Genomic DNA, 19,343 nt, shown 5'->3' on the forward strand with positions numbered 1-19,343 from the left:
CGCCGATTTAATCTAGGGAAAACAAAATGAAATAAAGCCGCCTGAATATAACAGGCGGCTTTATTTTTACCGTTAGTGCAAATTAATTTTTTGTTTGCTTTTTTAATCTGCAAATTGTTTTTTTAGCTGCTCGCGTCGCTCTTGAGCCTCTACGGATAAAGTGGCCGTAGGACGTGCCAGCAAACGCTTGAGACCGATGGGTTCACCGGTATCTGTGCAGAATCCGTAGTCACCTTCATCTATTTTACGTATAGATGCTTGTATTTTGTTCAACAGTTTGCGCTCGCGGTCCCGAGTACGCAATTCAAGGGCATATTCTTCTTCTTGAGTGGCTCGGTCGGCAGGATCGGGAGCAGATTCGTGTTCTTTCAGATGGCCTGTAGTGGTGGTGGCGTTCTCAATCAGCTCGTCTTGCAGCTTTACCAACAATTCTCGGAAAAAGGCCAGTTGATCTGCATTCATGTAATCTTCTTCTGGACCATTCCAGTTGAGGATATCTTGTTCTGTCAGCTTTGCCATAGTCGTTCTTTCTTTCCCAGTTAGTATAAAGACTTTAAATATAAAGTCTACCATCATCGGCTTATTGTTGATTTTTCGACAAATTAATTAATATTTTTAGGCGAGCGGCATCATAACATGAATTTCAATGCACCGTTATGTTACGAATGATTTCATCTGACACTTTCGTTTTCAGACGGCCTGTTAATTTCTTTAATTCGTTGATAAATCAGTTTAACAGCCATAAATTCAACTTAGCAATCAACTGTGGCAAGATTACACTCAACCAGATCCACAGTATTAATACCAACACGCTACCTGAAAAGTTATAGCGTCTGAATTGTAAGAAGACAAACGGTCTGGATAATGGTTCAAAAATTTTATGCAAAGATACTTGCAGAGAAGAATAAGGATTGTTAAAACTCAATATCATACGCAACAGTAATCCCATAAACAGCACGTAAGCGGCAGCCTTAAGCAGATGCAATACGGTGAAAAACAAATTGGCGGCAATGACTTTGATGCCGAAACTTTCGGGCAAAGCTAGTAATGACAAAATTGTAAATACCGAGTAATACAATATTATGCACGCCAATATACAAGCGGTATCCCAGTATCCGAGCGGCGGAGCGGCTTTTCGTAAGGGCTTTACCAGCCAATCTGTGATTTGCATGCAGAACTGCGCCAACGGGTGTCTGAAATCGAGCTTTGCCCATTGCAGCAAACAACGCGACAGGCATACGATTGCCATACTATCGGCAAGTAATATCAGTATTTTAGGTAACATTTTTCAGACGGCCCTGTCTATAACCGGAATTGTTTTTCTATTTCTTGCGAACGGGCTACACATGCCTGCACACCTGCCTCGATGGCTTCGGCAACTCGGCGTGCTTTGAAGGTTTCTATGGCTTCATGTGTGGTACCGCCTTTGGAAGTAACATTTTGTTGCAGCAATTCAAAATCTTCTCCGGTTTGTTCGGCCAACGCCACCGCGCCTTTAAAAACAGCCAAGCTCAATCTGTGTGCTTCGTCGGGTTGGAACCCTTGTTGCACTGCCGCCTCTTTCAAGGCGTTTAACAGATAAAACACATAGGCGGGGCCGCTGCCGCTGATTCCGGTAACGGCATGTATTCTGTCTTCTTCATCAAGCCATACAACCTGACCCGTTGCACTCATGATTCTTGCAGCAATTTGTTTATCCTCTTCACTCACCCCTTCTGCGGCAAACATGCCTGATACGCCCAAACCGATACGGCCGGGAGTGTTGGGCATCACCCTGATGATTCGGCGCGTACCGTTCAAATAACGGCTTAAAGTATCCACGCTCAAACCGGCTGCCACCGATAACACCAGCGCACCATTGGTTTGCACATCGGCGCACGCAGCCTGCATGTCTTGGGGTTTGACCGCCAGTATCAATACATCATCTGCGTTTAATTCAGGCAGTTTTTCCGATACGGCGACACCTAATTCCCGCTCCAGCCGTTCGCGCTTTTCCGCACCGCGGTTGGCGATATGGACATGATAGCCGCTCTCTTTAACCAACCCGCCCGCAATTGCCGCCGCCATATTGCCGCCGCCTAAAAAGTAGATATTCATGGTTTTCTTTCTATATGACTGATTTCAGGCCGTCTGAAATCTTTAATCAATAATTTTCTCGATACGGTAAGCCGTATGGGAGCCGCATTCCAAATGAATCAAGTTTTTGCCTATCTGCTTAAAACCCACCGACTGCCAAAAACGACCCGCGCGAATTACTTTTCCCTACTTTCAAACGGATTTTCAGACGGCCTTGTTTTCTGAAACTGTTTTCCAATATTTGAAACGCTGATTTGCCTTAGCCTTTATTTTGACGGTTTGACCGTTTTGCCGAATCAGACCGAAATGCCTACGAGCAAACAACGGCGCGCATTTTGCAAGTATTTCCCCTGTGGCCGTCTGAAAACATCCTGTTCGCGAATAGTACGCCTGCCAAGCCGATACTTCGCCCGCTGGCGTTAGGATTTCTTAAAACGTTGTTTGTTATGGTTTCAGACGGCCTCTGGTTTCTCAACGGTAATCGCGCCGGCCGAAAATCGCGCTGCCTACCCGCACATGTGTCGCGCCACATTCAACGGCAATCTCCATATCGGCGGACATCCCTATCGACAATACATCCGCCGCAATACCTGCATTGTTCAAATCGGTCAAAAGCTGCCGCATTCTGCCGAACTGCCGCCGCAATTCTTCAGCGCTGCTGCCGGCCTTGGCTACGCACATCAAGCCGCGCACTTGTATATTTGCCAGCTTCGCCACTTCGACGGCCAGCGCAACGGCTTCTTCGGGCGCAACACCGTGTTTGTTCGGTTCGGCGGCAATATTGACCTCGATGCACACTTGCAAAGGCGGCATTTCAGACGGCCTTTGGGTACTTAAACGCTGTGCGGTTTTCAGACGGCCTACGGTATGCACCCAATGCGCCCGTTCGGCTACATATTTGGTTTTGTTCGACTGGATATCGCCGATAACATGCCAAACGATATCGGGCAAATCGGCCAGCTCTCGGGTTTTTTCATACCATTCCTGAATATAGTTTTCACCGAAATCGCGGCACCCTGCGGCATACACTTCGCGGATATCGCTTGCGGGGAAAGTTTTACTGACCGCCACGAGTTTAGTGCCGCCCGGTTTGCGGTGTGCGGCGGCTTCGGTTCGGGCTATTTCAGACAATACAGCTTGGTAATTGTGTTGCAGGCTTGTCATGATTGTTTCCGTATTGTGCCGTTTTTGGCTTGTTAGCAAAAATAATTAAATTTTTACTTGGTTTAACAGGCTATACCTATTTAAAATAACGAGCTATACCGATTAAATCGTCATTATTTTTACCTTAAACAGGTTATTTAAATTTTAACTTAAAAAATCAAGGCCACATTATGCAAATTACCGACTTACTCGCTTTCGGCGTAAAAAACAAAGCTTCCGACCTTCACTTGAGTTCCGATCTGCCACCGATGATCCGCGTACACGGCGATGTTCGCCGCATCAACCTGCCGGAAATGAGCAGCGAAGAAGTCGGCAATATGATTACGTCGGTTATGAACGACTATCAACGCAAAGTGTACCAGCAAAATCTGGAAGTGGACTTTTCTTTCGAGCTGCCCAACGTAGCCCGTTTCCGTGTGAACGCATTTACCACCAACCGCGGCCCCGCAGCGGTGTTCCGTACCATTCCCAGCAACGTATTGACTCTGGAAGACTTGAAAGCGCCGCGTATTTTCCAAAAAATCGCCGACAACCCGCGCGGCTTGGTATTGGTAACCGGCCCTACCGGTTCGGGTAAATCCACCACGCTGGCAGCCATGATCAACTACATCAACGACACCCAGCCTGCACACATCCTAACCATCGAAGACCCGATCGAGTTTGTGCATGAAAGTAAAAAAGCCCTGATCAACCAACGCGAACTACACCAACACACACACAGCTTCGCCAATGCTTTGAAATCGGCCCTCCGTGAAGACCCCGACGTGATTCTGGTGGGTGAGATGCGCGACCCCGAAACCATCGGTTTGGCCCTTACCGCCGCAGAAACCGGCCACTTGGTATTCGGTACGCTGCATACCACCGGTGCGGCCAAAACCATCGACCGTATCGTCGACGTTTTCCCTGCCGGCGAAAAAGAAATGGTACGTTCCATGCTTTCCGAATCCTTGCGCGCCGTTATTTCGCAAACCCTGCTGAAAACCCGCGACGGCAACAGCCGTGTGGCCGCACATGAAATCTTGGTATCCACCGCCGCCGTGCGTAACTTGATCCGTGAAAACAAAATCGCCCAAATCAATTCGGCGCTGCAAACCGGCCAAGCCCACGGCATGCAGACCCTCGACCAAGCTTTGCAAAACCTCGTGCGCCAAGGCGTTATTTCTCCTGAAACGGCACGTAGCAAAGCGCATAACAGCGATATGATTATCTAATTTTTCCTACACATTACTCGATGACGAGAAAACGACATGAGCGATTCAAACCAACTGCATAATCTGTTGACGGAAATGGTTCAGGCATATTCGCAAAAAAACCAACCGCCGCATATTCCCACGCCCGCCGAAATCGGCACCCATCTGCATCCCATTCTCGACCGCATGTGCGCCGATGCCGAGCAACGCAAAGCATCCGACATCTTCATCAGTGCCGGTTTCCCGCCTGCCATGAAGGTAAACGGCGTATTGACCCCGATGCCGCACAAAGCGCTTTCGGGGGCGGATACGGCCGCCATCGTGCAATCGACCATGAACGAGAGCCAGCTTGAGGCATTCAACCGTGATCTGGAACTCAACTACTCGGTGCAGTCGCGTTCAAACACCCGCTACCGTGTGAATGCCTACCACGAGCAAGGCCGCGTCGGTTTGGTGTTGCGCCGCATCAACCAAAATATTCCGAGCATAGAAGAACTTGCCCTGCCGTCCAAGCTCAAGGATCTCGCCCTAACCCCCCGCGGCCTGCTGATTCTTGCCGGCCCTACCGGTTCGGGTAAATCCACTTCGATGGCCGCCATGGTCGACTACCGCAACCAAAAAGTTCCCGGCCACATCGTTACCATCGAAGACCCGATCGAATACCTTTACAAACCGCGCCGCTGCATCATTACCCAACGCGAAGTCGGTATCGACACCCCAGACTGGAAAATAGCCGTGCAAAGCGCCATGCGCCAAGCGCCGGATGTCGTATGTATCGGTGAGGTACGCAGCGAACACAGTATGGAATACGCGCTGCAACTGGCGCAAACCGGCCACTTGTGCGTGTTTACCATCCATGCCAACAATGCCTCGCAAGCCATCGAACGTATCATCAACTTCTATCCCGAAGAACGCCAACATCAAGTATTGATGGACTTGGCTTTGAATCTGATCGGCATTATCGGCCAACGTTTGATCATCAAAAAAGGCCGCAGCCAACGCACCGCCATCATCGATTTGCTGCTGAACACCCCTGCCATGCAGGATACGATTTTCAAAGGCGAGCTGATGGAAATCAAAGACTTGATGGTACGCTCCACCGTGGAAGGCATGCAGACGTTCGACCAAAACCTGTTCGACCTCTATCTCAAAGGCCAAGTCGAATACGACGAGGCTTTGCGCCAAGCAGATTCTCCCAACGACTTGCGCTTGCGCATCCAATTGCATGAAGAAGGCGACAGCCCGGAAAAACTGTACGACCGTATCAGCGATTTAAACCTGATGTAAAACCACTTCCTGCCGTAAACAATCAAGGCCGTCTGAAAAATTTGTTTCAGACGGCCTTATCGTAACCGGCCGTATCGGAATACGGCAGTAAAAACCAATGGTTCACACAAAACGGCAGGCCGCAAGCACGGTAAACGGCACGGCAACGGTTTGATCGGCCCATGACTACCGAATAATTCAATATTTGCTCGGCAAAAATATAAGCGGCTCCTTTCGCGCAGTTTGAGAAAAATCATATCAGGCGCAGAATGGCAGCTTTGCTTTTCCGTAAAATCGGTATAATTTAAGTCATTATCAATAAAGGCTGACATCATGAATACACTAAACTGGCTTACCCGTTTGATCTCCCACGACACCACCAGCCGCCATTCCAACCTTTCGTTGATTCACGAAGTGGCCGGTTTCTTGGAAGGACAAGGTCTGCAACCTTGGTTGGCCCACAACGCCGACCGCAGCAAAGCCAATTTATTCGTTACCATACCCGCTTCAGACGGCCGCACCGACGGCGGTTTGATTTTTTCGGGCCACACCGACGTTGTGCCGGTAGACGGCCAGCAATGGCATTCCAACCCTTTTCAGGCGGAAGTGCGCGACGGCAAACTGTATGGACGCGGTGCGGCCGACATGAAAGGTTTTATCGCCTCGGTGCTGGCCGCAGTGCCGCAAATGAAAGCCGCCCTCCTGAACCGCCCGCTACACATCGCTTTATCGTATGACGAAGAAGTCGGCTGCCTCGGCGCGCCGGTGATGATTGAAGAATTACAACGGCGGGGGCTGACACCGGAGCACTGCATTGTCGGCGAACCGACTTCGATGAAAATGGTGGTGGCACACAAAGGGCACCATTACTTCAGTTGCCGCGTACACGGCAAAGCCGTGCATTCTTCGCTGACCCCGCAAGGTGTGAATTCGATTGAGTATGCCGCCCGCCTGATTGTGTTTATCAACGATCTGGCAGGCCGTCTGAAAGAAGATTACGAGCAAGACGAGGCTTTCGACGTGCCGTTTTCCACATTGGGCGTGAACACCATACACGGCGGCACCGCAGTCAATATCGTGCCGCAGTTGTGCGAATTTTCTTTCGACTACCGCAACCTGCCGCACATGGATGCCGCCGCCGTTATCGAACCGATCGAAGCCTATATCCGCAACGTACTGGAGCCGCAAATGCAAACCGTAGACCCTGCCTGCCATATCGAGCTGCGGCATCACGGCGCGGTGCCGGCCATGCCGGAAGGTGATGCGCGGGCACTGTATGAATTGGTATCCGCTCTGGTGGACGAAAAAACCCGACAGAAAGTGGCCTATGCCACGGAAGGCGGCCAATTCAAGCAAGCCGGTATCCATACGGTTATCTGCGGGCCGGGCAATATCGAGCAGGCACACCGTCCGAACGAATTTATCGAGTTGGACCAATTGGCCCGTTGCGATGCATTCCTGAGCAAAATGATTGCCGCCCAAAGCCGTTAAAGCGGTCGAAAAACAGCTAAAGCCCCTGCAACATATCAATAGGCCGTCTGAACATAATGTTCAGACGGCCTTCTTCAGAAAAGGTCTGTTCTTCAAAAACTAAGATTCTTCTGATAACCCCTTCAATTTATACACCCATTCCAAAGCCTCGCGCGGCGAGAGTTCGTCGGGGTTGACGGCTTTGAGTGCTTCTAACGCGGGATTGGGAGCGGATTCCGATTTGGTTTCGTTTTCCTCCCATGCCGTATCTTCGTTTTCAGACGGCATCATATTGAAAATATCCATCTGCGGGCGGTTGGCGGCGGCTTGGGCTTCGAGTTCGTTTAAATGCTTGTGGGCGGATTTCAACGCGCGGGCGGGCAGGCCGGCGAGTTTGGCGACGGCGATACCGTAGCTTTTGCTGGCGGGGCCGGGTTCGATGTGGTGCAGGAATACGATGTCCTGCCCTTCTTCCAATGCCGACAAGTGCATATTGACGGCGGTGGCATGGGCTTCGGGCAGGCGGGTCAGCTCGAAATAATGGGTGGCAAACAGGCTGAACGATTTGTTTTTCTGAATCAGATGTTCAGCAATGGCTTGCGCGAGGGCGAGGCCGTCGAAGGTGGAGGTGCCGCGGCCGACTTCGTCCATCAACACCAGCGATTGTTCGGTGGCGTGGTGCAGAATGTAGGCGGTTTCGCTCATTTCCACCATGAAGGTCGAGCGGTTGCCGGCCAAGTCGTCGGACGCACCGATGCGGGTGAAAATCTGGTCGATTGTGCCGATTTTGGCTGCGTCGGCAGGCACGAACGCGCCGGTGTGTGCCAGCAGCACAATCAAGGCCACTTGGCGCATGTAGGTGGATTTACCGCCCATATTGGGGCCGGTGAGCAGCATCAGGCGGTGTTTGTGGTCGAGGGCGGTGTGGTTGGCGGTGAAGTGGCGCACTTGTTGCTCGACGACGGGATGGCGGCCGTTGTCGATTTCGATTAAGGGGTAATCGGCAAATTCGGGGCAAACGTAACCGCGCTCTTCGGCGTGCTTGGCGAAGGTGGACAATACGTCCAGCGAGGCGGCGGCTTTGGCGGCTTTTTGAAGCTGCGGTAAGGCCGTCTGAAGTTCTTTCAGCAGGGTTTCGTAAAGTTGTTTTTCCAACGCCAGTGCCTGTTCTTGCGCGGTCAACACTTTGTCTTCAAAGGTTTTGAGTTCGGGCGTGATGAATCGCTCGGCGTTTTTCAGCGTTTGGCGGCGTTGGTAATCGGCCGGAGCTTGTTCGGCCTGTACTTTGGAAAGTTCGATATAAAAACCGTGCACGCGGTTGAACTCTACTTTTAAGGTGGACAAGCCGGTGCGCTCGCGTTCGCGGGCTTCGAGGGCGAGCAAAAATTCGTCGCCGTGGTTTTGGATATGGCGCAATTCGTCCAATCCGGCGTGGAAACCTTCGTTGATCACGCCGCCGTCGCGCAGCCAAACCGAGGGTTCGGGCAGAATCGCGGCTTGCAGTTTTTCGGCAATCGGCAGGGTTTCGGGGAATACGTTTTGCAGGGTTTGCAGCAAACTGCTGCCGCCGGCGGGCAGTTCGGTTTCGGCCAAAACAAACAGGCTGTCGCGCAATGCGGCCAAATCGCGCGGGCGGGCGTTGCCCACGGCGATGCGGGCGGCAATGCGTTCGATGTCGGCAATGTTTTTCAGACGGCCTTGCAGGTCTGCATAATGGTTTTGCAGTTCCAACACCGCCTGCTGCCGCGCCTGAATATGGGCGCGGTGGCGCAACGGATGGTGCAGCCACAGAGCCAGCAGGCGGCTGCCCATATGGGTGGCGCAATCGTCGAGCACGGAAAACAGCGTCGGCGATTTTTTGCCGGTGAGCGTTTGGGTGATTTCCAGATTACGGCGGGTGGCGGCATCCATACCGATATATTGGTTTTCGGTTTCAAGCGAGAGGCCGTCGAGATGCTGCGGCAAGTGGTTTTGGGTAAGGCGGATATAGTTGAGCAGCGCGCCGGCGGCACCGATGGCGGCGGCATGGTCGTCCAAATTCAAGCCGAAACCGAGCAAATCTTGGCTGCCGAAATAATCGGTCAGCAACTTGGCGGCGGTATCGGCGGCAAACTGCCAATGGTTCAGCCGCGTGATATTGGCCGCCTGAAGCGGCGGTGCGTTTTTGCCGTCGGGCAGCAGAATTTCGGCGGCCTGCAAGCGGGCAAGTTCGTCGGTCAGTTTGTCGGCGGTGGTGAGTTTGACTTTGAATTCGCCGCTTTGCAGCGATGCCCACGCCAAGCCGATGTGCTTTTTGTCGGCACATACGGCCACGATACGGTTGGTTTCTTTGTCTTCGAGAAACGCGCTGTCGGTGAGCGTGCCGGGGGTAACGATGCGCACCACTTTGCGCTCCACCGGCCCTTTGCCTGCGCCCACTTCGCCGGTCTGCTCGCAAATCGCCACGCTTTTACCCATTTTCACCAGCCGCGCCAGATATTGCTCGGCGGCATGAAACGGCACGCCCGCCATCTTGATCGGCTCGCCGTTCATCTGCCCGCGCGTGGTCAGCGTAATGTCGAGCAGCTTGGCCGCTTCCACTGCGTCGTCGAGAAACAGCTCGTAAAAGTCGCCCATGCGGTAAAACACCAGCTTGTCGGTGTGGTGCGCTTTGATGTCGAGATATTGCTGCATCATCGGGGAAACGGCAGGTTTGGTCATTTCAGACGGCCTTGTGGTGTGAATCTTGAAGATGCGTATTGTAGCAAACGGAGGAAGGGTTGAGGCCGTCTAAAAAGTTTCAGACGGCCTCAAGAGCATACAGCCAACCATTTGCCTGCTTCGGGCAGATGTTTTAGTCAAACTTTTTGCAACTCACACTCTCATCTCTACAGAAGAAACCGTCTTGCTCTTTTGTACAGGCTCTACGGGAAGCGATGCGCGCCAAGCCTTCGTTGTAATCGGTGGCTTCATAAGTTTTGCCGAATACCGAAATACTGCACACATACACGGGATTTCTTGTTCTACGGTGTTCGATAACGATACTCTGCTTATTCTGTTTTTCCAGCAATTCCAAGCGTTTTTCCAGATAAGTGATGCGGGATTCCAATGCGGCGATACGTGCGTCGGTGTCGGCGAATGCGCCGGCAGATGCCATCAGCAAAGTAAGTAACAGGCTTTTTTTCATGGTTGTTTGTCCTAAAAGTTTCATTTAATAACGGTTGGCTATGTATTGATTATAATAAAAAAATGCATAAGCCATCATACAAATTGCTTAAAAAACGGTTAATGCTAAGTTTAAAAGGCCGTCTGAAAGATTGTTTCAGACGGCCTTTTACCCGAATATACCGGATTAGCTGCGAATCCGTGTCAACACTTCTTCTTTACCGATTAATGCCAACACCGCATCCACGCTCGGGGTTTTGGCGGTGCCGCACACGGCCAAACGCAGCGGCATGCCGAGTTTGCCCATTTTGATGCCTTCGGCTTCACAGAAAGGTTTGAACAAATCGTGGATGGCTTCGGCATTCCAATCGCTCAAACCTTCGAGTTTTTCGGCGAAACGCAACATGCGCTCGGGTGCGTCTTCGTCCCAATGTTTTTGCACATCGGCTTCGGCGGGCGTGCCTTTTTGGTAGAAATAAACGCATTCGTCGGCAAGCTGGTTGAGGTCTTGGGCGCGTTCTTTTACCAATTCGAGCACATCTTCCAATGCGGGTTTGTCGGTTTCATGAATATCGCGCACTTGCAAACGGGGTTTAACCAGTTCGGCCAATTTTTCATTGGGTGTGATTTTGATGTGTTCACCGTTAATCCAGTAGAGCTTTTTCAAATCCATGCGGCTGGGCGACGGGGAAACGTCTTTCAAATCAAACCATTCGACAAATTGCTTCATGGTAAAGAATTCGTCGTCTCCGTGCGCCCAACCCAAACGGGCGAGATAGTTCAGCATGGCTTCGGGCAGGATACCCATCGCGCCGAAATCGGTAATCGCCACGGTATCGCCGCTGCGCTTGGAGATTTTCTTGCCCTGTTCGTTCAAAATCATCGGCAAATGCGCGTATTCGGGCAGGGTGGCGCCCATTGCTTTTAAAATATTGATTTGCTTGGGCGTATTGTTCACATGATCGTCGCCGCGGATGACGTGGGTAACGCCCATATCGTAATCGTCCACCACCACGCAGAAATTATAAGTGGGCGTGCCGTCGGCGCGGGCGATGATTAAGTCGTCCAAGGCTTCGTTGGGAATGCTGATTTCGCCTTTGACCAAATCGTTCCATGTGGTCGTGCCGTCAATCGGGGTTTTGAAACGCACCACCGGTTCAACGCCTTCGGGTACGGGCGGCAGGGTTTTGCCGGCTTCGGGCCGCCAGCGGCGGTCGTAAGTGGCCGTGCCTTCTTTTTCAGCTTTTTCACGCATGGCTTCCAGCTCTTCTTTGCTGCAATAGCAATGGTAGGCGTGGCCTTTTTCGAGCAGCTCGGCAATCACTTCTTTGTAGCGGTCGAAACGGCGGGTTTGATAAACCACATTGTCGGCATTGTCGTAGTGCAGGCCGACCCAATTCATGCCGTCGAGAATGATATTGACCGATTCGGCGGTAGAACGCTCCAAATCAGTGTCTTCGATACGCAACAAAAATTCGCCTTTGTGTTTTCTGGCGAATGCCCATGAAAACAGGGCGGTGCGCACGCCGCCGATATGCAGATAACCGGTGGGGCTGGGGGCAAAACGGGTACGGACAGTCATGGTTTCGGCTCCGGTAATAGGGAAAGGCGTTATTGTATAGAGGGGTGGAGAATTATGCTACTTTGCAGGTGGAAGAGGCCGTCTGAAACCAAATTTCAGACGGCCTTTTATTCGTATAAATCCGATCCTGCCGGTTACAACACCCGTTCCAACAAATTCAGCATATTTTGCCATGCCGCTGCCGCTGCGGTTTCATCATAAGCCAAATCCACGCCATTTTTCTCGCCGTTGCGGGTCGCCTGCGGGTTGGTAAAACCGTGTTTGGCATCAGGAAAAACATCCACATGGTAATGCACTTTGGCGGCTTTCATTTCCTGCTCGAATGCGGCCACGTCATCCATCGAAACCATCACGTCTTTGCCCGCATGTTCAACCAGAATCTCACCCTTAACAATACCTTCCAGAGCGGGAACAACCGGCGCGAGAATGCCGTGGAAGCTGGTAACGGCTTTCAAATCTTCGCCGCGGCGCGCCATATCGAGCACCACTTTGCCGCCGAAACAGAAACCGATTGCTCCGATACTGTGCGGATTCACTTCAGGCTGTGCCGCCAGAGTATGGAAAGCCAGTTTGGTGCGTTCGGCCAAAATAGCCGGATCGGACAATACGCCGGTCATCCATTCATTGGCTTGGGCGGCTTCGTCGGTAAGCCGGCCTTCTCCGTATAAATCCATTACCATCGCGGCATAGCCTTCGGAAGCAAGTTTTTCCGCCGCTTGTTTGGCGTGATCGCTCATGCCCCACCATTCGGGAGCAACCAACACGCCAGAAAGGTCGTTAACGGCCGGTTCGGGCAAGCACAAATAGCCTTGCAGATTCAAGCCGTCGGCAGTGGTGTAATTTACGGTGCGGGTGGTAAAAGACATGGTTTAATCCTCTATTTAACGGTTTCAGACGGCCTTTAGCTTAATGGAACAAGCATTTATATACAAGGTGCCGGTATCGCCGGAAAAGGCCGTCTGAAAACTTTATTTGTTTTCAGACGGCCAATGATTATGGCAAATTTCTTCGATATATATGCTTAAGTAAAATCGGATGAACGCCTATGGATAGACAACGGTTCCTCTGCGAAAACTGCATCGGGCACTGTATCTCCCCAACGGCGCATAGCCGCCAACACATCACGCAGCGCTTCACCCAACGGTGTAAGCGCATAAACAACGCGCGGGGGTGTTTCGGCAAATACCGTTCGGGTAACGATTCCATATCGTTCGAACTGCTTTAACCGATGGCTTAGCGTATGAGCACTGATACCGGGTAGAGCTTCCCGTAAATCATTGAAACGGAGAGGGCCTTCAAGCAGTTCGCGCACAATCAAGGTGGCCCACGGCCCATCCAACAGCATCAAAAAGCGATCTACGCCACAAGAGGGAATTTTTTTGCGTTGCCGTACCATTTTTTTCAATAGTGCATTTGACGTAACCGAACCATCGTAACATATCATAAAAGCACGGATAAGTTTATTTTATAAAGGAATTTACAATGGCCATTATTGTTCACGGCGCTACCGGCGCTCAAGGTGCGCCGTTATTGGCGCGTTTGCTACGCTCCGGCAAACAGGCGGTTGCAGCGGTCCGTAATATTTCTTCGGTAAAACAAACCGAAGCCGTAGCCTTGGATAATGCTTCGGTCGATTCACTGGTTGAAGCATACCGCGGCGCAGAAGGAGTATTTATCCACCTGCCTTTAGCCAGTGAGAAAGAACGCTTAAACTATGCGCACAATATTGCAAAAGCAATTTCAATTGCCCAACCTGAACGCGTAGTCATTTCCACCAGCGGCGGTGTGATAGATGAACCGGACACACTTCTGCAACTGCCGGAAGAAAGCGCCGTTGCAACACTGGTCCGTGAAGTAAAAGCCAGCCAAGTTTCGATGGCCGTAATCGCTACTCGCCTTTATCTTGAAAACCTTTTGCTTCCGGTTATTTGGGAACCGCTGAAAACGGAAAAAATATTGCGCTATCCGTTGCGGGAAGATTATCCGGTTTCGTGGTGTTCCCATTTAGACGTTGCCAACGTAGCCGAACGTTTGCTATTTGACAACACAATAGAAGGTATTGTCGGTGTCGGCCAAATACCGGGGCTGACCGGTCCGCAACTTGCAGAAAAATTTGCCGATTATTTCGGTTGTCCGATTAAATTCGAAAGTTTGAAACCATCTGAATTCGGTCATTTGATTGCGCCGATAATCGGTGAAAATGCCGCTATCGGTGTAAGAACATTATATGAAATTTTGGCACAAGAAAAAGCGAACGTTATTCATAAGAAAACCAGCGCACAGCAAACTCTCGGCATTAACCCACGTACGGTTCAGCAATGGCTGGGAGAAATCGGTATGTAGTTAAGCAAATGGCTTTCAGCTTGAACGTTGATGTGAATAAGGCCGTCTGAAAACAAGTTTTCAGACGGCCTTATTTGTGTGGTTTACTTACCGATACAAAATCTCGAAAAAATCACGCCCAATAAATCGTCCGCCGTAAATTCTCCGGTGATTTCGTTACAGGCGGTTTGAGCCAGCCGCAGGTGTTCGGCCAGTAGCTCGATTTGGTTGTTGCCGCACAGGGCGGCGTTTTCCAATTCGGCTTCGGCGGCATGCAGCGCAGTGAGGTGGCGGCTGCGGGCGAGGAACAGGCTTTCGCTTTCGCCTTGCCAGCCGATTTCCTGCAACAGGGCCTGTTTCAATAAATCCAAGCCTTCGCCTGTTTTGGCGGAAAGTTTGATTAAGGTATCGGCACCGCTTTGCGTATCGAGGCCGTTTGTAAACATGCCTGCCGATTCGCCGGTGAGGTCGGTTTTGTTGTGGATTTCAATGCGCTTGAGGGTGTCGGGCAGGCTGTCGAGAATGGTTTGGGTTTTGGCGTTGATGCCTTCGCGCGGGTCAATCAGAATCAGGGCGACATCGGCCTCTTTTACGGCTTTATGGCTGCGTTCGATACCGATTTTTTCCACCACGTCATCGGTTTCGCGCAAGCCGGCGGTGTCGATGATGTGAACGGGCACGCCGTCTAAGGTAATTTGTTCGCGCACGGTGTCGCGGGTGGTGCCGGCGATGTCGGTAACGATGGCGATGTCATCGCCCGCCAAAGCGTTGAGCAGGCTGGATTTGCCGACGTTGGGCGCGCCCACCAGCACCACATTCATGCCTTCGCGCAAAATCGCTCCTTGTTCGGCACTGGCCAACACGGTTTTCAGACGGCCTTGCAGCTCCGCCAGCTTGCCGCGTGCGTCGGCGGCTTCGAGAAAATCGATGTCTTCTTCGGGAAAATCGAGTGTGGCTTCCACCAGCATCCGCAAGGTGATCAATTCGTCCACCAGCGCGTGAATGTGCTGGGAAAACGCGCCTTTGAGCGAGCGCACGGCCATGCGCGCGGCGGAACGGCTGGAAGCGTCGATCAAATCGGCCACGCTTTCGGCTTGCGCCAAATCGAGTTTGTTGTTGAGGAAGGCGCGCTTGGTAAATTCGCCCGGTTCGGCCATGCGCGCGCCCAGTTGCAGGCAGCGTTGCAGCAGCATATCCATCACCACCGGCCCGCCGTGGCCTTGCAGTTCGATCACGTCTTCGCCGGTAAAGCTGGCGGGTGCGGCGAAGTAGAGCAGCAGGCCGTTGTCGATGGGTTGGCCGTCTGAATCCAAAAAGTCGGTGTAAAGGGCAACGCGCGGTTTGGGCGTTTTGCCGCCGCTGATCTGTTGCGCCAACGGCAGCAGGTTTTTACCGGAAATGCGGACAACGCCGACACCGCCACGCCCGGGGGCGGTGGCAATGGCGGCTATGGTGGGGCTGGGTGCAGACATGCGGAAATTCCGTAAAATGTAAGAAATGAACGAGTTGATTATATAGCATAGCGGGAAAGCTGAATCATTTTACGGCGCTTGTGGGATAAATCTCCGCATAAAATATAAAAACGCCCCCGTAAAGCCGATACAGGGGCGGTATGTTTTAGCGAAACTCGCTTGGCTCGTTTTGGCGAAGCTCACTAAGTTCGCTTTCAGACGGCCTTAGACCTTCCGGTTTTATTCGTAGACTTTCAGTAATTCCACTTCAAAAATCAACGTGGCATTGGGCGGAATCACGCCGCCTGCACCGTGTGCACCGTAACCCATCTCCGGCGGAATGGTGAGTTTGCGTTTACCGCCTTCCTTCATACCGCCGAAACCTTCGTCCCAACCTTGGATCACTTGGCCTACGCCCAAAGTGATGGTCAGCGGCTGGCGACGGTCGAGGCTGGAATCGAACTTGGTGCCATCTTCAAGCCAACCGGTGTAATGTACCGTGATTTCTTTGCCTTTTACCGCTTCTTTACCGTGGCCGGTTTCGATGTCTTCAATAATCAGGCTCATACAGATTCCTTCGCTATCAGGTTGGAAATGCGGCAAGGTTAACATAATTTACCGCAGGCGGCATGCGTATTTCAGTTGCCTACGCATTGATGCAGCGGAAAGCGGGCTTGCCCGGCTTGAACGTTTCTTTTACGTTCGATGCGGTTCCATGCTTTTTCGTGGAAATAGAAAACAACGGTATTTACCATCGGCTCGATCAATGCCACCGCACCGGAAATACCGATGCTTCCGGTTAAAACGTAAGCGACACCGAAAGCGACGCTAAAATGTAAAATGGCAAAAGTAATGGTTTTCAACATAATATATTCCTAAACAAACAGGCCGTCTGAAGATTCCGCAGCCTGCTTCGGATATCGGTTTAAAATCGGGCTGACGGATTATTTTGTTATGATAACTATTTTCAATTAATAAACGAAATTTAATTTTCTTAATCTATTATTAGCCAATTTTTATCGATTTTATAAACTTATAGAGAGAAACAATAATGAAGATACTCAAAGTAGTTGTTCTCGACCGCGGTACCCTTCCCGAAAGACCGTTCACTTTCCATTTCGAGCATCAAACCGTTGAATACGAAAAAACGGCTCCTGAAGAAACAGCCGAACGCATTCGCGATGCGGATATTATCATCACCAATAAAGTGAAGATTTCCGCCGAACACATCACCGCCAACCCGCAGCTCAAACTCATCGCCGTTACTGCAACAGGCGTAAACAATGTGGATATTGCCGCCGCTAAAAAAGCCGGAACCGCCGTGCGCAATATCCGCGCATACGGTAATGAATCGGTGGCGGAACACGCCTTTATGCTGATGATTGCGTTAATGCGCAACCTGCCCGCCTACCAACGCGACATGGCCGCCGGCATATGGGAAAAATCGCCGTTTTTCTGCCATTTCGGTGCGCCGATTCGCGATTTGAACGGCAAAACTCTGGCTATTTTCGGTCGTGGCAATATCGGCGAAACTCTGGCGAGTTATGCACGCGCATTCAATATGGATGTGATTTTCGGCGAGCACAAACACGCCGCAACCGTGCGCGAAGGTTATGTTTCCTTCGGCGAGGCCATCCGCAGCGCAGATGTGGTTTCGCTGAACTGCCCGCTCACCGAAGAAACCGCCGATATGATCGGCGAAGAAGAATTGCAGCAAATGAAACCCGGTGCGGTACTAATAAACTGCGCCCGCGGCGGTTTGGTAGACGAACAGGCGCTGGTGCCCGCGCTGAAATATGGCCGGCTCGGCGGTGCGGGTTTCGACGTACTCACCGAAGAGCCGCCGCGCAACGGCAACCCGCTATTGAAAGCGCGGCTGCCCAATCTGATTGTTACCCCGCACGTAGCATGGGGCAGCACCGAAGCGCATAACCGTCTGTTTGATATTTTACTGGACAACATCAACGGGTTTGTTTTGGGAAACCCGCAAAACATCGTATAAATTAGATATAAACCGAGAGGCCGTCTGAAAGATTATTTCAGACGGCCTCTTAAACAATATCTATCGAATTCAATCAGATATGGTAAGTAGTTGATGCCGTATCACCGCCCTTACCCGTCCAATTGGTGTGGAAAAATTCGCCGCGCGGTTTGTCGGTACGCTCATAAGTGTGCGCACCGAAGTAATCGCGCTGGGCTTGCAGCAGGTTGGCGGGCAGGCGCTCGGAAGTGTAACCGTCTAAGAAAGTAACCGCCGAGGCCATGCAAGGCATGGGAATGCCGCATTCGATGGCTTTGACCACCACTTTGCGCCATGCCGGCAAACAGTTTTCGAGAATGTTTTTGAAATATGGATCCGCTCCCAAGAAAACCAGATCGGGGTTGGTTTCGTAAGCATCGCGGATATTGCCCAAAAACGCGCTGCGGATGATGCAGCCTTCACGCCACAGCAAAGCGGTTTTGCCGTAATTTAATGCCCAATCGTTGGCTTCGCTGGCCTCGCGAATCAGCATAAACCCTTGTGCATAAGAGATAATTTTTGAGGCAAGCAGGGCTTCGCGCAAGGCTTCCACCCATTCAGTTTTATCGCCTTCCACCGGTTTAACGGTTTTGTTGAACAATCTGCCGGCTTCGGTGCGTTGTTCTTTAAAGGCAGAAACGCAGCGGGCAAACACCGATTCGGTAATCAGTGTCAGCGGAATGCCTAAATCCAGAGCGTTAATGCCCGTCCATTTACCCGTGCCTTTCTGACCGGCGGTATCGAGAATTTTTTCCACCAACGGCTCGCCGTTTTCATCTTTGAAACCGAGAATATCGGCGGTAATCTGAATCAGGTAGCTGTCGAGCTCGGAACGGTTCCAAATGCTGAAAATTTCATGCATTTGCGGATAACTCAGGCCCAAGCCGTCTTTCATAAACTGATAGGCTTCGCAAATGAGCTGCATATCGCCGTATTCGATGCCGTTGTGTACCATTTTCACAAAATGGCCGGCACCGTCGCGGCCGACCCAATCGCAGCACGGCTCGCCTTGCGGGGTTTTGGCGGCAATCGCCTGCAAAATCGGTTTCACATGCGGCCAGGCTTCTTCATTGCCGCCGGGCATAATCGAAGGGCCGTTGCGCGCACCTTCTTCGCCGCCCGAAACACCTGCACCGACGAAACGAATACCTTTTTCGGCTAGCTCTTTGGTACGGCGGGTGGAATCAGGAAAATTGGCATTGCCGCCATCGATAATGATGTCGCCTTTATCCAATAAGGGAACAAGTTGGTCGATAAACTCGTCTACTACGACACCGGCCCTCACCATTAGCATGATTTTTCTCGGTTTCTCCAGTTTGTCTACCAAATCTTGCAAAGAATAAGCACCGATAATATTGGCGCCTTTGGCTGCGCCGTTGAGGAAGTCGTCTACTTTGGAAACAGTGCGGTTGAAGGCCACGACTTTAAAGCCTTTGTCGTTCATGTTAAGAATCAGGTTCTGGCCCATTACCGCCAAACCGATTACACCGATGTCGCCTTTCATTGAGGTTCCTTTTGTTTGTGAAGTATCAGCCGTTTACTTTAACCGATTAGAACCGGATAAACAATGTTTGGCTATTTGTTACCGGAAAATTTTTCCGAAAGCGAAACTGAGGTCGAAGCCCGTAAAAATATAATATTTAAATAATAAAAAGATT

At 51.3% G+C, this 19,343-nt stretch carries 18 protein-coding genes; 5 read left to right on the top strand and 13 right to left on the bottom strand.

Features of this window, described 5'->3' with window-relative positions; translation table 11 throughout:
• Positions 1-102: 102 nt before the first annotated feature.
• The 4 genes from dksA to Q0X97_RS04560 all read right to left on the bottom strand — a co-directional run bounded on the left by dksA (position 103) and on the right by Q0X97_RS04560 (position 3,240).
• Complete coding sequence (gene dksA, locus Q0X97_RS04545) at positions 103-519, bottom strand: RNA polymerase-binding protein DksA (protein ID WP_302066388.1); 417 nt, start codon at positions 517-519, stop codon at positions 103-105.
• A gap of 208 nt (positions 520-727) precedes the next feature.
• The gene (locus Q0X97_RS04550) at positions 728-1,249 is read right to left on the bottom strand and encodes a YggT family protein (RefSeq protein ID WP_302066387.1); all 522 of its coding nucleotides are present in this window, start codon (positions 1,247-1,249) and stop codon (positions 728-730) included.
• A 53-nt stretch (positions 1,250-1,302) separates the two neighbouring features.
• Positions 1,303-2,097 carry a pyrroline-5-carboxylate reductase gene (gene proC / locus Q0X97_RS04555; protein ID WP_302066386.1) on the bottom strand — a complete coding sequence of 265 codons (795 nt, stop codon included), beginning with the start codon at positions 2,095-2,097 and terminating at the stop codon, positions 1,303-1,305.
• Positions 2,098-2,547: 450 nt separating this feature from the next.
• Entirely contained in the window at positions 2,548-3,240 is a 693-nt protein-coding gene (locus tag Q0X97_RS04560) for a YggS family pyridoxal phosphate-dependent enzyme (protein WP_302066385.1), read from the bottom strand.
• Positions 3,241-3,410: 170 nt separating this feature from the next.
• On the opposite strand from Q0X97_RS04560, the gene Q0X97_RS04565 reads away from it, so the two are divergent.
• From Q0X97_RS04565 to argE, 3 genes are all read left to right on the top strand, one after another.
• On the top strand, positions 3,411-4,451 hold the full coding sequence (locus Q0X97_RS04565) for a type IV pilus twitching motility protein PilT (protein ID WP_302066384.1): 1,041 nt from the start codon (positions 3,411-3,413) through the stop codon (positions 4,449-4,451).
• A gap of 36 nt (positions 4,452-4,487) precedes the next feature.
• Positions 4,488-5,717 (top strand): PilT/PilU family type 4a pilus ATPase, encoded by a 1,230-nt coding sequence (locus tag Q0X97_RS04570; protein WP_302067680.1) that lies wholly within the window; start codon positions 4,488-4,490, stop codon positions 5,715-5,717.
• 312 nt (positions 5,718-6,029) lie between these two features.
• Entirely contained in the window at positions 6,030-7,187 is a 1,158-nt protein-coding gene (gene argE / locus Q0X97_RS04575; protein ID WP_302066382.1) for an acetylornithine deacetylase, read from the top strand.
• Positions 7,188-7,286: 99 nt separating this feature from the next.
• Here the strand turns inward: argE and mutS are convergent, their stop codons facing one another.
• From mutS to Q0X97_RS04600, 5 genes are all read right to left on the bottom strand, one after another.
• Complete coding sequence (gene mutS / locus Q0X97_RS04580; RefSeq protein ID WP_302066381.1) at positions 7,287-9,866, bottom strand: DNA mismatch repair protein MutS; 2,580 nt, start codon at positions 9,864-9,866, stop codon at positions 7,287-7,289.
• 133 nt (positions 9,867-9,999) lie between these two features.
• A complete protein-coding gene (locus tag Q0X97_RS04585; RefSeq protein ID WP_302066380.1) occupies positions 10,000-10,332 on the bottom strand; it encodes a hypothetical protein in 333 nt (110 codons plus the stop codon).
• Positions 10,333-10,497: 165 nt separating this feature from the next.
• A complete protein-coding gene (gltX, locus tag Q0X97_RS04590; RefSeq protein WP_302066379.1) occupies positions 10,498-11,892 on the bottom strand; it encodes a glutamate--tRNA ligase in 1,395 nt (464 codons plus the stop codon).
• A gap of 134 nt (positions 11,893-12,026) precedes the next feature.
• Positions 12,027-12,758 carry a dienelactone hydrolase family protein gene (locus Q0X97_RS04595; RefSeq protein ID WP_302066378.1) on the bottom strand — a complete coding sequence of 244 codons (732 nt, stop codon included), beginning with the start codon at positions 12,756-12,758 and terminating at the stop codon, positions 12,027-12,029.
• Positions 12,759-12,913: 155 nt separating this feature from the next.
• The gene (locus Q0X97_RS04600) at positions 12,914-13,288 is read right to left on the bottom strand and encodes a helix-turn-helix domain-containing protein (protein ID WP_302066377.1); all 375 of its coding nucleotides are present in this window, start codon (positions 13,286-13,288) and stop codon (positions 12,914-12,916) included.
• 86 nt (positions 13,289-13,374) lie between these two features.
• On the opposite strand from Q0X97_RS04600, the gene Q0X97_RS04605 reads away from it, so the two are divergent.
• Positions 13,375-14,235 carry an SDR family oxidoreductase gene (locus Q0X97_RS04605; protein WP_302066376.1) on the top strand — a complete coding sequence of 287 codons (861 nt, stop codon included), beginning with the start codon at positions 13,375-13,377 and terminating at the stop codon, positions 14,233-14,235.
• A gap of 83 nt (positions 14,236-14,318) precedes the next feature.
• Here Q0X97_RS04605 and mnmE read toward each other — a convergent pair whose 3' ends face one another.
• The 3 genes from mnmE to Q0X97_RS04620 all read right to left on the bottom strand — a co-directional run bounded on the left by mnmE (position 14,319) and on the right by Q0X97_RS04620 (position 16,531).
• The gene (gene mnmE / locus Q0X97_RS04610; RefSeq protein WP_302066375.1) at positions 14,319-15,686 is read right to left on the bottom strand and encodes a tRNA uridine-5-carboxymethylaminomethyl(34) synthesis GTPase MnmE; all 1,368 of its coding nucleotides are present in this window, start codon (positions 15,684-15,686) and stop codon (positions 14,319-14,321) included.
• Between the two features lie 219 nt (positions 15,687-15,905).
• Positions 15,906-16,232, bottom strand: a complete 327-nt coding sequence (locus Q0X97_RS04615) for an FKBP-type peptidyl-prolyl cis-trans isomerase (protein ID WP_085389955.1) — start codon at positions 16,230-16,232, stop codon at positions 15,906-15,908.
• 71 nt (positions 16,233-16,303) lie between these two features.
• Positions 16,304-16,531, bottom strand: coding sequence for a DUF2061 domain-containing protein (locus Q0X97_RS04620; RefSeq protein WP_302066374.1), 228 nt, complete (start codon positions 16,529-16,531; stop codon positions 16,304-16,306).
• A gap of 185 nt (positions 16,532-16,716) precedes the next feature.
• Between Q0X97_RS04620 and Q0X97_RS04625 the strand changes: the two genes are divergently transcribed.
• Positions 16,717-17,667 carry a D-2-hydroxyacid dehydrogenase gene (locus tag Q0X97_RS04625; protein WP_302066373.1) on the top strand — a complete coding sequence of 317 codons (951 nt, stop codon included), beginning with the start codon at positions 16,717-16,719 and terminating at the stop codon, positions 17,665-17,667.
• Positions 17,668-17,740: 73 nt separating this feature from the next.
• Here Q0X97_RS04625 and gnd read toward each other — a convergent pair whose 3' ends face one another.
• Positions 17,741-19,189 (bottom strand): decarboxylating NADP(+)-dependent phosphogluconate dehydrogenase, encoded by a 1,449-nt coding sequence (gene gnd, locus Q0X97_RS04630; RefSeq protein WP_302066372.1) that lies wholly within the window; start codon positions 19,187-19,189, stop codon positions 17,741-17,743.
• Positions 19,190-19,343: the final 154 nt, after the last annotated feature.

Source organism: Neisseria sp. MVDL19-042950 (assembly GCF_030504625.1).
GTDB lineage: Bacteria > Pseudomonadota > Gammaproteobacteria > Burkholderiales > Neisseriaceae > Neisseria.

Coding starts and splice junctions, on each gene's coding strand:
- Q0X97_RS04605 (WP_302066376.1), top strand. CDS start 13,375: ATGGCCATTATTGTTCACGGCGCTACCGGCGCTCAAGGTGCGCCGTTA.
- Q0X97_RS04600 (WP_302066377.1), bottom strand. CDS start 13,288: ATGGTACGGCAACGCAAAAAAATTCCCTCTTGTGGCGTAGATCGCTTT.
- Q0X97_RS04550 (WP_302066387.1), bottom strand. CDS start 1,249: ATGGCAATCGTATGCCTGTCGCGTTGTTTGCTGCAATGGGCAAAGCTC.
- gltX (WP_302066379.1), bottom strand. CDS start 11,892: ATGACTGTCCGTACCCGTTTTGCCCCCAGCCCCACCGGTTATCTGCAT.
- argE (WP_302066382.1), top strand. CDS start 6,030: ATGAATACACTAAACTGGCTTACCCGTTTGATCTCCCACGACACCACC.
- Q0X97_RS04560 (WP_302066385.1), bottom strand. CDS start 3,240: ATGACAAGCCTGCAACACAATTACCAAGCTGTATTGTCTGAAATAGCC.
- mnmE (WP_302066375.1), bottom strand. CDS start 15,686: ATGTCTGCACCCAGCCCCACCATAGCCGCCATTGCCACCGCCCCCGGG.
- Q0X97_RS04620 (WP_302066374.1), bottom strand. CDS start 16,531: ATGTTGAAAACCATTACTTTTGCCATTTTACATTTTAGCGTCGCTTTC.
- Q0X97_RS04595 (WP_302066378.1), bottom strand. CDS start 12,758: ATGTCTTTTACCACCCGCACCGTAAATTACACCACTGCCGACGGCTTG.
- Q0X97_RS04565 (WP_302066384.1), top strand. CDS start 3,411: ATGCAAATTACCGACTTACTCGCTTTCGGCGTAAAAAACAAAGCTTCC.
- Q0X97_RS04570 (WP_302067680.1), top strand. CDS start 4,488: ATGAGCGATTCAAACCAACTGCATAATCTGTTGACGGAAATGGTTCAG.
- mutS (WP_302066381.1), bottom strand. CDS start 9,866: ATGACCAAACCTGCCGTTTCCCCGATGATGCAGCAATATCTCGACATC.
- Q0X97_RS04625 (WP_302066373.1), top strand. CDS start 16,717: ATGAAGATACTCAAAGTAGTTGTTCTCGACCGCGGTACCCTTCCCGAA.
- Q0X97_RS04585 (WP_302066380.1), bottom strand. CDS start 10,332: ATGAAAAAAAGCCTGTTACTTACTTTGCTGATGGCATCTGCCGGCGCA.
- dksA (WP_302066388.1), bottom strand. CDS start 519: ATGGCAAAGCTGACAGAACAAGATATCCTCAACTGGAATGGTCCAGAA.
- gnd (WP_302066372.1), bottom strand. CDS start 19,189: ATGAAAGGCGACATCGGTGTAATCGGTTTGGCGGTAATGGGCCAGAAC.
- Q0X97_RS04615 (WP_085389955.1), bottom strand. CDS start 16,232: ATGAGCCTGATTATTGAAGACATCGAAACCGGCCACGGTAAAGAAGCG.
- proC (WP_302066386.1), bottom strand. CDS start 2,097: ATGAATATCTACTTTTTAGGCGGCGGCAATATGGCGGCGGCAATTGCG.